Annotated in this window: 13 protein-coding genes; 11 read left to right on the top strand and 2 right to left on the bottom strand. The window is 51.0% G+C overall.

Annotated features, from left to right (window positions below; genetic code table 11):
* Positions 1–63 precede the first annotated feature (63 nt).
* From ABD836_RS06235 to ABD836_RS06210, 6 genes are all read left to right on the top strand, one after another.
* Positions 64–252: a hypothetical protein gene (locus ABD836_RS06235; RefSeq protein WP_344933511.1), complete on the top strand. Its 189-nt coding sequence runs from the start codon at positions 64–66 to the stop codon at positions 250–252.
* Complete coding sequence (gene flhA, locus ABD836_RS06230) at positions 194–2,308, top strand: flagellar biosynthesis protein FlhA (RefSeq protein ID WP_344933509.1); 2,115 nt, start codon at positions 194–196, stop codon at positions 2,306–2,308. The genes ABD836_RS06235 and flhA overlap by 59 nt, the downstream gene beginning before the upstream one ends.
* Before the next feature lie 24 nt (positions 2,309–2,332).
* Entirely contained in the window at positions 2,333–3,727 is a 1,395-nt protein-coding gene (gene flhF, locus ABD836_RS06225) for a flagellar biosynthesis GTPase FlhF (RefSeq protein ID WP_344933507.1), read from the top strand.
* A 117-nt stretch (positions 3,728–3,844) separates the two neighbouring features.
* Positions 3,845–4,684 carry a MinD/ParA family protein gene (locus ABD836_RS06220; RefSeq protein WP_344933504.1) on the top strand — a complete coding sequence of 280 codons (840 nt, stop codon included), beginning with the start codon at positions 3,845–3,847 and terminating at the stop codon, positions 4,682–4,684.
* On the top strand, positions 4,681–5,412 hold the full coding sequence (locus tag ABD836_RS06215; RefSeq protein ID WP_344933501.1) for an RNA polymerase sigma factor FliA: 732 nt from the start codon (positions 4,681–4,683) through the stop codon (positions 5,410–5,412). The genes ABD836_RS06220 and ABD836_RS06215 overlap by 4 nt, the downstream gene beginning before the upstream one ends.
* 18 nt (positions 5,413–5,430) lie before the next feature.
* A complete protein-coding gene (locus ABD836_RS06210) occupies positions 5,431–5,871 on the top strand; it encodes a DUF2802 domain-containing protein (protein ID WP_344933499.1) in 441 nt (146 codons plus the stop codon).
* 58 nt (positions 5,872–5,929) lie between these two features.
* Here the strand turns inward: ABD836_RS06210 and leuA are convergent, their stop codons facing one another.
* Positions 5,930–7,609 (bottom strand): 2-isopropylmalate synthase, encoded by a 1,680-nt coding sequence (gene leuA / locus ABD836_RS06205; protein WP_344933496.1) that lies wholly within the window; start codon positions 7,607–7,609, stop codon positions 5,930–5,932.
* A 306-nt stretch (positions 7,610–7,915) separates the two neighbouring features.
* Between leuA and ABD836_RS06200 the strand changes: the two genes are divergently transcribed.
* From ABD836_RS06200 to ABD836_RS06185, 4 genes are all read left to right on the top strand, one after another.
* Complete coding sequence (locus ABD836_RS06200) at positions 7,916–8,380, top strand: Lrp/AsnC family transcriptional regulator (RefSeq protein WP_425583011.1); 465 nt, start codon at positions 7,916–7,918, stop codon at positions 8,378–8,380.
* 56 nt (positions 8,381–8,436) lie between these two features.
* Positions 8,437–8,808: a Rieske (2Fe-2S) protein gene (locus ABD836_RS06195; RefSeq protein ID WP_344933494.1), complete on the top strand. Its 372-nt coding sequence runs from the start codon at positions 8,437–8,439 to the stop codon at positions 8,806–8,808.
* A gap of 30 nt (positions 8,809–8,838) precedes the next feature.
* Positions 8,839–9,276, top strand: coding sequence for a DUF2721 domain-containing protein (locus ABD836_RS06190; protein WP_344933491.1), 438 nt, complete (start codon positions 8,839–8,841; stop codon positions 9,274–9,276).
* Positions 9,277–9,441: 165 nt separating this feature from the next.
* The gene (locus ABD836_RS06185) at positions 9,442–9,723 is read left to right on the top strand and encodes a DJ-1/PfpI family protein (protein WP_344933488.1); all 282 of its coding nucleotides are present in this window, start codon (positions 9,442–9,444) and stop codon (positions 9,721–9,723) included.
* 217 nt (positions 9,724–9,940) lie between these two features.
* On the opposite strand, the gene ABD836_RS06180 is transcribed toward ABD836_RS06185, so the two are convergent.
* Complete coding sequence (locus tag ABD836_RS06180) at positions 9,941–11,215, bottom strand: NADH:flavin oxidoreductase/NADH oxidase family protein (protein WP_344933485.1); 1,275 nt, start codon at positions 11,213–11,215, stop codon at positions 9,941–9,943.
* Between the two features lie 264 nt (positions 11,216–11,479).
* On the opposite strand from ABD836_RS06180, the gene ABD836_RS06175 reads away from it, so the two are divergent.
* Entirely contained in the window at positions 11,480–13,639 is a 2,160-nt protein-coding gene (locus tag ABD836_RS06175) for an acetyl-CoA hydrolase/transferase C-terminal domain-containing protein (protein ID WP_344933482.1), read from the top strand.
* The last annotated feature ends 176 nt before the right edge of the window (positions 13,640–13,815 follow it).

Below are 13,815 nucleotides of genomic sequence, written 5' to 3'. Positions count from 1 at the left end.
CGTGACGGGAGACGGAAGACGCTAAATCAAAAGCAAGGCTTCGCGAATGCGGAAATCTCGCTTATGCGTCTCCCGTCTCCCATTAAGCATGCTGCTCCACAGCAAGTTGGCCCTGTTGTTGCAATTACTCTCGGTAACGACGAAATTTTGGCGCTTTTGCGCGCCGAAAAATCCATCTTAGAAGAGAGTGGGTATGGCAGCAGCAACACAGACAATAGCAACGAACGGCTGGATGGAAAAGGTCGCCAGTAGTGGCGTCGGCGTGTTGGTCATGCTCATTGCGTGCTTGGGGATGTTGGTTATCCCGATGCCGCCGTTTCTTCTGGATTTGCTGTTTACCTTCAATATTGCCTTGTCGCTGATCATTATTTTGGCGGTTATTTACGTCGAACGACCCATCGATTTCTCGGTTTTCCCCACGGTATTGCTGTTGGCTACCTTGCTGCGCTTGTCTTTGAATGTGGCTTCAACTCGCGTGGTATTGCTTGAGGGACATACCGGTCCTGGCGCCGCGGGTAAGGTTATTGAGTCCTTTGGCGAGTTTGTTATCGGCGGCAATTACGTTGTTGGTATCGTGGTGTTCATTATCTTGGTTGTCATTAACTTTGTGGTGGTGACCAAGGGTGCAGGCCGGGTATCTGAAGTAACTGCTCGATTCACCTTGGACGCCATGCCCGGCAAGCAAATGGCGATCGACTCTGATTTGAATGCAGGTCTACTGAATCAGGAAGAGGCCAGCCGTCGTCGCGAAGAAGTGCGTACCGAGGCCGATTTCTACGGTTCGATGGACGGTGCCAGTAAGTTTGTGCGCGGTGACGCGGTCGCCGGCATCATGATTTTGTTTATCAACGTCATTGGTGGTTTGGGCGTGGGCATGAGCCAGCATGGATTGAGCTTTGATCAGGCCATGCATAATTACACTTTGTTGACGATAGGTGACGGTTTGGTGGCGCAGCTGCCATCGTTGCTGTTGTCGACGGCGGTGGCGATTATCGTTACCCGTATCTCTCGTCCCCAGAATATGGGCGAGCAGATGGCAAGTCAGATGTTCGCCAACCCAAATGTGCTGTATCTCTCTGCTACCCTGCTGGGCTTAATCGGGATTATTCCCGGCATGCCAAATTTGGTGTTTTTGATGTTAGCAGCGGCCTGTGGCGGCAGCGGTTGGTGGTTGCAGCACAAGAAAAAGACCTCGCATGAACTTGTTGCAGCCGAAGAGTCGAGTGAAGACGTGGCCACCGCACCACGTGAACCCAGTGAGTTGAGCTGGGACGAAGTGACGCACATGGATGTCGTTAGCCTTGAGGTTGGCTACCGCCTTATCCCCTTGGTTGATCGCAATCAGGGTGGTGAATTAATTGGCCGAATTACCGGCGTGCGCAAGAAGCTTTCTAAGGATTTAGGTTTTCTGATCCAGCCGGTGCATATCCGCGATAATTTGGAGTTATCTCCTGGTAGTTACCGCATTCAGTTGCTGGGCGACACGATCGCCCAAGGCGATATTCAGGTCGGCAAAGACTTGGCAATTAATCCCGGTGGCGCGCAACCAGGCCTGCGCGGTGCTACCACGAAAGATCCCGCCTTTGGTATGGACGCAATCTGGATTGACTCTAGCCAGCGAGACCAGGCGCAAACCATGGGTTATACGGTGGTTGATCCCTGTACTGTAATCGCCACGCACCTGAGCCAAGTGATCAAGCAGCACGCTCATGAGCTATTGGGTCACGAGGAAGTTCAGCAGCTCTTAGATCGTTTAGCGAAAACGGATCCACGCTTGGTGGAGAACGTGGTGCCCAAACAATTGCCTCTCAGTATTGTGGTTAGGGTTCTGCAAAATCTGCTTAAAGAGGGGGTTTCTATACGCAGCATACGTATGATCGCCGAAAGTTTGGCGGAGCAAGCGCCGCGTAGCAAAAATCCTGACGAATTATTGGAGGGGGTGCGGGTTGCTTTGGGTCGAATGATTGTTCAGGAAATCAATGGCTTAGATGACGAATTACCAGTTTCCGCACTCGACGCTGATCTGGAACAGTTGTTGCAAGATATGCTTAGAGGCAGTTCTGGCGCGGTCGGTTTGGAGCCTGGAATTGCAGAGCGACTACAAAATGAATTGGCCGATTTTAGTCATCGTCAGGAATTATCTGGTCAACCTGCGGTAGTGCTGGTGTCACCGTCAATACGGGCATGGTTGTCGCGCTTTACTCGGCGCAGCGTGCCTGGCTTATCGGTGTTGTCATATAACGAAGTACCCGATAGTAAGCAGGTGCGTTTACTATCTACCATTGGTCAGCAAGCGCGATTAGCTTAAGGCGCGAGCTGTAGGAGAATGAGTATGCAAGTTAAGAAATATCGTGCTGCCGACAGCCAGCAAGCCATGCGCTTAGTGCGGGCTGCTCACGGCCCCGATGCGGTGATTCTGGATTTTCATACTATTGATGGTGGTGTCGAGGTGGTGGTTAGCCTCGACGACAGCGCTGAGCCAGTTGGTGCGCAGGCGGAAATCGCAGTGACGGAATCTGCGGCGCAGCAAATGGCCAGACAAATTACACAACAGTTTTCGCCGGCTTCAGCGCCACGCCGTGAACGCACGGCTTTAGATGCACTGTTAGACCGGCAGAAGAAAAATGCTGAAGCGGCGGCGGAGCTCGCCAGTGAACGCCAAAATCTTGGCGTTAGTGACAATACACGCGCAGTAGGTCAGTTAACACAAACACCGGTGCAGGGCCAAAGTCCGCAGCTAGCGTGGTCGCAGCAAGACGAAATGCTAACGCTCAAGCAAGAACTGTCCTCAATGAAATCGATGCTAATGGATCAGCTCAAGGGTCACAACTGGCAGCAGGCGAGTTTTAAAGCGCCGGAACAGCTAGAGCTGAATACCTTTTTAGCAAGTTTAGATCTCGATCCTAGCTTGGGGCGGCGTCTCAGTGCCGAGATACCCAGTGACGAGAGTGAATCGCTGCAGCGTGAAATGCTCAAAATGTTGCTTATTAAACAATTGCCGGTTATGACGCCGCCGACCTCAGGTGCGGTTTGTCTTGTTGGCCCACAGGGCGCGGGGAAAACCACCACTATTGCAAAGATTGCCGCCCAGCATGTACTGAATCACGGCCGCGATGGTATTGCTATACTGACAACCGATGTAGCTAGAGTCGGGGCTCAAGAGCAATTGCGGGCCTATGGCCGAATTTTACAGATACCGGTGCACACTGCGGTCGACCTAGAAGAAGCGGTGAAAACCTACCGTATCTTACGTAAGAAGAAACTGGTACTAATCGATACCGCTGGTATGTCTTTTCGAGATAGTCGTGGCATTAGCGAATTGCAGCAATTAACGGCGGCGATGCAGGATGTGCAGGTGTTTATTACGGTGCCAGCCGACGCGGAGGCCTATGTCCAGAGTGAGATTATTGACGCCTATGCGCCACTGGCGCCCCAAGGGGCGGTTGTAACACGCATCGACGAAGCCATGCGCTTGGGCGGAGTGATCTCCAATTTAATCCAGCATCGTTTGCCTGTGGCATGGTGTGCTAACGGCCCTAAAGTACCGCAAAATCTGTCTGCTGCAGATGCTGCTAAACTGGTGAATATGGCAGTGCGCATGGCCCGTGCATTTGAACTTAAGCGTGGGCCAGAAATTGCTCCTCAGCCAGCGGTGACGCAGGCTGCACAGCAGACTATGGCGCCGCCACCAGCGAAGGTAAGCGGCGGCCTGAATATACGAGTGTGACTGGGCTGAAGTTCGGGTGGAGATTTCCAGATTGAGTGCGTGCATATGCGTAGAGCATTTTTGGGCGCCTGAGCCTAGAATATGCTGCGAAGTTGATTAACGGAGAATGATAACTAGATGAGCGCAGTAAAAGTAATAGCAGTAAGCAGCGGCAAAGGCGGGGTGGGTAAAACCAATGTCTCGGTTAATCTTGCTTGCCAGCTGGCACGGCGTGGTCGTCGTGTACTGTTGATGGACGCTGATCTTGGCTTGGCGAACGTAGATATCATGCTGGGCTTACGACCAAAATGGAATTTGTCTCATGTATTGGATGGAAAGTGCGCGATACAAGATATTCTCGTTCCCGGGCCGGTGGGAATCACCATTATTCCAGCCGCGTCGGGCGTCCAAAAAATGGCGGACTTGGGCACCGATCAACACGCAGCAATTGTGCGCTCGCTCAGTGAATTAAAAGACGATTACGACGTTTTAATTGTTGATACGGCTGCAGGCATCTCCGACAGCGTGGTGACCTTTTGCCGGGCCAGTCAGTATGTAATGGTTGTGGTAACGGATGAACTCACTTCCATGGCTGACGCTTATGCATTGATTAAAGTAATGAACCGCGATGCGGGAATTCGTCGTTTTAAAGTGCTTCGTAATATGGTCGACAGTCACGACCAAGCGCGTGATGGTTTTGAGCGGCTCAATGAAGTCGCTCAGCGCTTTTTAGATGTAAGTCTAGAATTTGCCGGTTTTATCCCCCGCGACCCTTATTTGATCAAAGCCGATTCGCGGCAAATGGCCGTAAGTGATTTGTACCCTGGGGCTGAATCGTCGCTGGCGTTCCGCAAGTTGGCAGAAACGGTTGATAAGTGGGAAGGGCCATCTGGCCCAAGTGGCAATATTGAATTCTTTGTTGACCGCATGTTTAGCGCCGACAGCGCAGAAAACACAGCTGCCGGAGTCGAAATGTGAACGGTCACGCCGCTTACCTTGATGTGCAAAACGGCAGCCGCGAAGAGCTGGTGAGTCGACATGCGCCTTTGGTCAAGCGAATTGCCTATCATTTGGTGAGTCGTTTGCCGGCCAGCGTTGAGGTAGACGATTTAATTCAAGCGGGCATGATCGGTCTCCTTGAAGCGGGCAGCAATTATCAAGCGGATAAAGGTGCTAGTTTTGAAACCTACGCCAGTATTCGAATTCGTGGTGCGATGATCGATCAAATGCGGCAGAGTGGTTGGGCACCGCGCTCGGTCACCCGGCAGCTTCGTGAAGTATCCGAAGCAGTGCGGCGCACTGAGTCGCGTTTGGGCCGTGAAGCAGGTAGTGCTGATATCGCCGCCGAAATGGGGGTTTCCCTCTCCGAATATCACGAGCTATTGCGTGATACTAGTTCAGTGCGCTTATTTAGCTTAGAGCAATTGGGTGATGGCGAGCAGGAGCCAGCCGATATTGGCGGTGGTGATGATCGCTACGCCCCCTTAGAAAATGTATTGGAAGATGATTTTCAACACGCTCTAGCGAGTCACATTAACAGCTTGCCAGAGCGAGAAAAGTTGGTCATGGCCCTTTATTACGACAGCGGCTTAAACCTCAAAGAAGTTGGCGAGGTGATGGAAGTCAGTGAATCGCGGGTATGTCAGATTCACAGTCAGGCGATTGTGCGCTTAAAAAGTCGACTGACTGATTGGACGGCGAGCTAAGCGTGCGGAGTAAATACTATGGAGACTAGTAATCAGTTACCGTCGCTCATTGGCAATTGGTTTAATAGCCTAGGCGAGGCATCACTGCTGGGTTTATTGCTCAGCGTTGTTGGCGTAGGGCTATTATTATTCGCACTAAAGTCGCGACGTGCACACCAAGAAGACGGCCCACATATCCCAACTGCCGACGAAAAAATTGCCTTGCTCGAGAAAAAAATTGAACAACAGAATTCCGCAATGAGCTTGCTAGGTGAGCGAGTTACTGCCTTAGAAGAATATTTAGAAATGATTGGTATACGCCAAGAACGCCAAAACACTGATAAAAAAGATGTCCGCTTTTACCAGCAGGCGATTGGTCTAGCGGACCAAGGTCTCAGCGCCGAAGAGCTAGCTCAGCGCTGTGGTATCTCTAGCTCTGAAGCCGACTTGATTACCATGTTGTACCAAAAAGCGAATTAAGTTTTTGGCGTCTGGCGCAGGGTGTCCGACGCCAAACGTCAGACACCCGACACAATTTCTATCCCACCTTCCTGACTTGCACCACCGCCTGACTGGCTGCGCTCAGTACCGCTTGCAATGACGCTGTGATTACATCGCGGTGCATGGCTACGCCGATGTAGCGCTGGTTGTTGATCGACAGGTGAACATAGGCTATAGCTTGTGAGGCGGTGCCGGTTGCTAGTGCGTGTTCGCGGTAGTCGAGTATTTCAACTTTATCGCCAAACTCCTGTTGCCAGGCATTAACGAGGGCGCTTATGGCGCCGTCACCATGGCCTTGTAGGCTAATTTCTTCATCGTTGTGATGGAAACTGAGGCTGAGTTGATCTTGGCCTTGGTTTTCGGCGTTGTTTTGGCTGATCGTAAAATTGCTCAGTTCGGTACGTCGCGCCGCCTGCAGATAGTGTTCGTCAAACAGCGTCCAAATTTGTGCGGCGCTCACTTCACCGGCAATTTCTTCGGCCTTGGCTTGCACCGCGCGGCTCGCATCAATTTGCAGCCAGCGGGGCAGTTGCAGGCCGTAATCGTTTTCCAGTACCCAGCTCACGCCGCCTTTGCCTGACTGGCTGTTAATGCGAATTACCGCTTCGTAGCTGCGCCCGAGGTCAGCCGGGTCTATTGGTAGATAAGCAACCTGCCAATGCTCATCCTCGCCCTGCTTAGCTAAGCACTTACGAATCGCGTCCTGGTGACTACCAGAAAAAGCAGTAAACACGAATTCGCCTGCATAGGGGTGGCGTGGGTGCAGTGGTATTGCCGTGCAGTGTTCAACAACGGCAATAATTTCGTCCATATCGGCCAAATTGAGCTCAGGGTCTACGCCTTGGCTGTACAGGTTCATGGCCATGGTCACAATGTCCATATTGCCGGTGCGCTCGCCATTCCCCAGCAGCGTACCTTCAACACGGTCCGCACCCGCCATAACGGCCAGTTCACCGGCGGCAACGCCACAGCCGCGGTCGTTGTGGGTGTGAACCGAGACGGTAATATCGCTGCGGTATTGGGTGTGTCGGCAAAACCACTCCACTTGATCGGCAAACACATTGGGGCTGGCGCACTCGACGGTGGCGGGTAAATTGATGATGATGGGCGCGCCAGTATCGCGCCACTCAGCAATAACCGCGTCGCTGATTTCTACCGCGTACTCGATCTCGGTGCTACTGAAGCTTTCGGGTGAATACTGGAAGGACCAAGCAGTTTCTGGGTTCCTTTCTGCATATTCTTTAACCCAGCGCGCGCCCTGCACGGCAATGGCTTTTATCCCATCTTTGTCCAGGCCAAATACGCGCTCGCGCTGCACTGGACTGGTGGAATTGTAAACGTGGATTATCGCCTTTTTTGCGCCTTTGAGCGCTTCGTAGCTGCGGGCAATAAGCGCTTCTCGCGCTTGTGTTAGTACTTGTACAGTAACGTTGTCCGGAATCCGATCGCCATCGATCAGCGCGCGCACAAAGTCGAAATCGGGTTGGGACGCAGCGGGAAAGCCCACTTCAATCTGAGTGAATCCGAGTTTGATCAGCAAATCCCACATCCGCAATTTTTGTTCAACCGTCATGGGTTCGACAAGGGCTTGGTTGCCGTCGCGGAGATCAACCGAACACCACTGCGGCGCATGGTTAATACGGTTGTTTGGCCACTGGCGGTCGGGCATCGCGATGGCGGGCGTCGCGCGGTATTTGCTGTGATTAAAGTCGGTCATGGCAGAATTCGCTTCCTTGAGCTTAAATGGGTGCTAATGCATTTAGGTGGTGAAGCCCGGCGATACCGGGCGTTTTCACTGGCTCTCGTTGTGAAAGAGCTTGGTCGCGTGTTCAAGCAGCGGGGTGTTGCTGTCTGACTAACGATGTTTGCGGAGCGGTAACTCCATGGTTCCCAGTATAGGGATATGGCTGTAGCAGGGGATTGCGAACTTAGCTGGAAAATAGAATTAAAATGCGCATAAATTGCTTGTTTAAGTTTAATGGTGGAATATTATGCTAATAGATGTCGAATAGGTGATTTATTTGTGAAGTTAGATAATTATGATAAGCGTATTTTGGATGCTTTGCAGGAAGACGGCCGCCTCAGCAACCAAGAGTTGGCAGACCGCATTGGTTTGTCTCCGTCACCGTGTTTGCGTCGGGTGCGCAGATTAGAAGAAAGCGGCTTATTGGCGGGCTACCGGGCCTTGCTCAATGCGAGGGCCTTGGGATTGAATCTTATGGCCTTTATTCATATCAGTATGGACCGACACACGCCGGAGCGTTTTGAAAACTTTGAACGTCATGTTGGCGAGTGTGCTGAGGTCTTAGAATGCCACCTAATTACCGGTCAGGCGGCCGACTATTTACTTAAAGTGATTGTTGCCGACATGGACGGTTTTCAGGCACTGCTATTAAATAAGATCACTCGAATTGATGGCGTCACAGGGGTACACTCCAGCTTTGTAATGAAGTCTCCTGTGAGTAAAACCGCCTTGCCTTTGTTGTAGTCACTTTTACGTGGCGTTGGTATTGCAACGCCGCCTTTTGGGTTAATCGAGAGTATATGAAAATGGAAAGAATCTTCGCGGCAAATCTTGATGAAGTTGAAGAGGGGAAATTTTTAACGAAAACCCTCGGTGGCAGCAAAGTACTATTAACCAAGGTCAACGGTCAGGTTTGTGCGGTAGAAAACCGCTGCCCGCACCTTGGGCTGCCACTGGCAAAGGGTAAAATTTGTGATGGTGCAGTGACTTGCCCGTTTCATGGCTCTAGTTTTAATTTGTTAAGCGGCGAGAATATCGATTGGACAAATGCTTTTATCGGTATGCCAATGCCGGGCTGGACACATAAGCTAATCGCCCTCGGAAAATTACCTCAAGCGCTGACGACCTTCATGGTTGAGTGCGAAGGTGAACAAGTTTTTTTGAATATGTGATTTTAACTACTCGTGTAAATAAGGACCTTCATGGCAGTAGAGATCGAAGTTATCACCATTACCCACGCGATCCAGCAGGCGGTCGCACCGGTGTTTTTACTTGCGGGTATTGGTGCCATTCTCAATGTATTGACTAATCGCTTAGCGCGGATTATAGATCGTAGCCGGACCTTACATCGACGTTTAGAGAACCTGCCAGACGAGCGCACTGCGGGTGTCCACGAGGAGTTAGCTATGCTGACTCGCCGTGCTCGAGTGGTTCATCGCTCAATCGGCTACAGCACAACCAGTGCGCTATTGGTCTGTGTTGTTATCGCAATGTTGTTTATCAGCGCTGTGTTGGCTTGGAATAGCAGCTTGCTGGTGGCGGGTCTATTTGTATTGGCAATGGCTTGCTTGATTGGGGCGCTAGTGGGTTTCTTACGTGAAATTCAATTGGCAACACGGATAATGCTTAACGGGCCTTAATGTTTCATTGTGCCTAGACCGGCTGCACTAGAGAAAGAGATTCCATATGAATATTGGGATTTATGTATACCGCAGTGCTGAGGTTTTGGACTTCGCTAGGCCCTATGAAGTTTTTCAACGGCAAGCCGGCTCTGCGAGCCGGGTGATGAGTTCTCTGTTTTGCTAGTGAGTGAGTTGCCTGGGCCGCTTGATACAAGTGGCGGCTTGCAAATTCTACCCCACTGCAGTTTTGCCGATTATCCGCGCTTTGATGTGCTGATTATTGTCGGTGGCGTGCACGAAGCAGAAATGACGAAGTCTGCGGTATTGGCATGGATTGCCGGCCAGTTAATTTGCGCGCAGAGTACCTCCTCGGTTTGCACTGCGGTTTTTCTTTTGGCGGCGGCGGGAGTGATAACCGATCATCGCGTCACCACCTACTGGGAAGACCTCGATGATTTAAAGTAGCAGTTTCCCGCCCTCGATGTTTGTGCAGGACCACGTTGGATTGACTGTGGCCCGGTGCTGAGTTCTGCGGGAATTTCTGCGGGAATCGATATGAGCCTGTACTTGGTGTCGCGCTTACGCAGCCGCGAGTTGGCTGTAAAAACAGCCAAACAAATGGATTTTGATTGGCGCCTAGACTCCTGAACGTAGAAAAGGCGACCTCACATTTCGACAGTGCTTAGCTTTTTCTGAGCGTTTTAGCGCGTCGGGTCGCCATGCGTCGTTCTGCCAACATGTGCTTGAGCATTACTCGGAGTAAACCAGTGTGGGTATTTGGCTCCCGGCTCTCGGCTAAATCGATGATCTGGCGGTAATACCATTGCGTGGCCGCGCCAAAGTTGAGCGTGCGAATTTTCTGATTGGCGCTATTGGGTCCAAGCCAGCCGGGACCAAGGCGCAGCTCTTTTTCCCAGCTTGGCAGGCTCGCTTGTTCGCCTGTGAGTAGCGGGCGAATATTGGCCTGCGAACACAGTGGCCGACCTATGCCGACAACATCGAGCGCGCCACTGTCGAGTGCTTGCTGCATAGCCGCGTGGCTGCGAAAACCACCGGTTATCGCTAAGGGAATACTGGTAACTTGGCGTATTCCTTCGGCATATTTCAAAAAATACGCTTCGCGATGCTGGCTGGTGTCGGCGCGTTCACTGTCGTTTTCGTCGCCCATGAGCGCGAGTTTTTCGTAGGTGCCACCAGAAACCTCGAGTAAATCAATTTTGGCGTCCGACAGCCATTGGGCGACCTGTAAGCTGTCTTCGTGACTAAAGCCACCTTTAGAAAAGTCAGCCGAGTTTAGCTTGACCGAAATCGCAAAGCGCGGGCCAACGGCTTCGCGCACTGCAGAAACGGTTTCCAGTAAAAAACGCGCGCGATTCTCAAGAGAACCGCCCCATTGATCGCTCCGTGTATTGGCCAGCGGGGACAGGAATTGGCTGATTAGGTAGCCGTGGGCCGCATGTATTTGTACGCCGGTAAAGCCAGCGGCCTTGGCGGTAGATGCAACTTTGGCGTAGCTGTTAATTGTTTGCCGAATATCAATCTCGGTCATTGGCTTGGGTCTGCCAAACATGCCGATAAGATCAATGCCAACGTCCGATGGCGCAAGTGGCTGGGCAGATACCTGACGTTGGCACTGGCGTCCTGGATGATTGATCTGCATCCACAATTGGTTGTTTGCGGAGGTTCCCGCTGCAGCCCAGTCGTTTAAGGCTGCTTCGCCACCATTGCCATCAATCACCACATTGCCGGGGCGCTCCAAAAAACGGCGGTCGACCATCACGTTGCCAGTAACCAAGGTTCCGGTGCCGCCTTCAGCCCAACGCCGATAGAGCGTCGACAGCCGCGGCGTTGCTTGATCGTTCACATTGGCCAGACCTTCGGTCATCGCCGATTTTAATAGGCGATTGGGGAGTATTACTCCACAGGGCAACTCTAGTGGGTCATTGAGCATTGGCATACTATTGTCGAATCCTAATATGGTTTTAGTTCAGTCGGCGAAGCTAATCTAGGTAGGCGTGGCCTGCTATCGCCGTTTGTAAATGTAGGTCGGTAATACTGTAGCGATAATTCTTGCATTAATATTGCCCTGATACGCCATTTTTTGCGTATGCTGCCGCAAACAGCAAGTTTATATCATGGGCGCTAGTCAGGCGGAATTTGATCTGCGCTATAGACGATTGGCCGCGTCGCGGTAAACATAGCGAAATGGGTTTGGGTAACTATGCAAAATTCCAGTGGCAGCGATGTCGAGTTAAATCAAGTTAGCCGTGAGGCGTGCATAGACGCGATTATTGCACGGCTTGGTAAAACCTTGGTGATGGCCTTGCCCTTAGGCTTGGGTAAACCCATAGAGCTGGTAAATGCCATATATGATCGTGCATGCCAAGACCCCAGTATTTCCTTGACGATTCTTACCGCGCTTAGCCTTGAGCGTCCCCGTGAAAAACATCCAATCCGAGGTCGCCTACTTAACCCTGTGTTCGACCGGCTCTACGCAAATTACACCGAAGCAGGTTATGCGACAGCCGTCAGGGAAGAGCGTTTGCCCGCAAATATTCGTGTTCGCGAGTTTTATTTTAAACCTGGAAGCCGTCTAAAAAATGCTGCGGCTCAACAGAATTACACCAGCTCGAATTACACCCATGCTGCACGGGACGTTGTTGCCCAAGGCTGTAATCTTGTTATGCAGCTGGTGGCCCGCGATCCCGCGGATAGTCAGCGGCTAAGCATGAGTTGCAATCCGGATACCTCTGCGGAGGTGGTACAGCGTCTTACTGAACTAGGGCGTGACTTTGTCAGTGTTGCTGTGGTCCACCCAGATTTGCCCTATATGTATGGCGATGCAGAGGTAAGGGGCTCGCAATACGACTTTGTGCTCGACACCAATGTTCAGCATCATGGTTTGTTTACCATGCCAAAATTGCCACCCGTTTCAGCCAGCGATTATGCAATAGGTTTACACGCGAGTTGTTTGGTCGCCGATGGCGGAACTCTGCAGCTTGGTATTGGCGCCATGAGTGATGCCATTGTTCATGGCTTGCAGCTGCGACACAGCCGTAATACTGACTACCGGGCTTTGCTTAGCCGATTCAATATCGATAAGCACTGGTCGAATTTGATTGGGCAGTACGGAGGCCTGAGCGAATTCGTTGAGGGTTTATACGGCGCCACTGAAATGTTTGTTGAAGGCTTCTGGCATCTTTTTGGCAGCGGTATTTTAAAGCGAGAGGTCTATGATTTTTGGGCTTTGCAGATTTTGATTAATGACGGAGTTTGTCAGCCGCAATCCATTGATGCAAAAACGATTTCCGCAATGGCCGATCTCGGGGTTAGAGAGTTGCGTGGTAAAGATTTCGATACCTTGCAATACCACGGTTATTTTAATGAACAATGCCATTATTGTGAGGGCTATATCATTGCTGCCGATGGGGAGTCGGCCTCGGCGAATATGGCGAATCCTGAGAGCCAGCGTTTTATTGCAGAGAAATGCCTAGGCGACAGTTTGCGTAACGGTAAAGTTTTGCACGGTGGGTTTTTCTTAGGTAGCGAGGCGTTTTATCGCGGCCTGCGCGAGCTGAGTGCGGCAAATCGCGGTAAGTTGGCAATGTGCGGTGTTGAAAAAATAAATCAGCTGGATTTCAATCCACGCTTATATCAAGCGCAGCGACGTCGCGCGCGCTTCATAAACACCGGCTTAAATGTCAGTCTGCAGGGCGCAGTGGCTTCCGATACATTGGCGTCTGGGCAGGTGGTGTCAGGCGTAGGTGGTCAGTATAACTTTGTTGCTATGGCGCATCAGTTGGCCGAGGGGCGGTCGATCTTAATGATTCGATCAACGCGAATGCAAGGCGGTAAAGTTGTTTCGAATATCGTTGAAAATTATGGCAGTTGCACTATCCCACGGCATTTGCGCGATATTGTGATTACCGAATACGGTATTGCTGATTTACGTTCCAAAAGTGATGCCGAAGTGATTCAAGCGCTCATAAATATTACTGACTCTCGATTTCAGCGAGCTTTGCTTCGCAGTGCGAAAGCGTCCGGTAAACTCGCTGCTGACTATCAGTTTCCTACTGCGTTTAGCGACAACACGCCGGAGCGCATTAGTCGTGATGTGGCGTGGGCAAGAAGCCGCGATATGCTGCCCAGTTATCCTTTTGGTTGTGATTTCAGTAGCGATGAATTACGCGCCGCAAAGGCCTTAAAAACACTTTCAAGCCTAACATGGTGGAAAGGTCTAACGCTTTTAGTAAGTCCTAAGAAATACGATGGGTCGGCAGCCAAGATATTGAGCTGTTTGGGGTTAACGACAGTAACTGGAGTGAAGGACCGGCTTTTGCGGCGGTTGGTATTGGCTGTTATTGCGTATAAATCCGATTGATTAGCGTCTAACGACTATGATTAATTGCGATATAAGTCACAATTATGAAGCTTTTATAGCTGCTTGGTTAGCCTTTAAATAATTACTAAGTCAATGATTTTCATAAACATTCATATGACTTTTTTACGTCTTTAAGCGTAAATACTCACTGCCATTCTGCTCAATTATTAACTATT

The sequence above is a fragment of the Zhongshania borealis genome (assembly GCF_039539625.1).
Classification (GTDB): domain Bacteria; phylum Pseudomonadota; class Gammaproteobacteria; order Pseudomonadales; family Spongiibacteraceae; genus Spongiibacter; species Spongiibacter borealis.
Note: the sequence above shows the minus strand (reverse complement) of the source record. Positions and strands in the feature narration are given on the sequence as shown.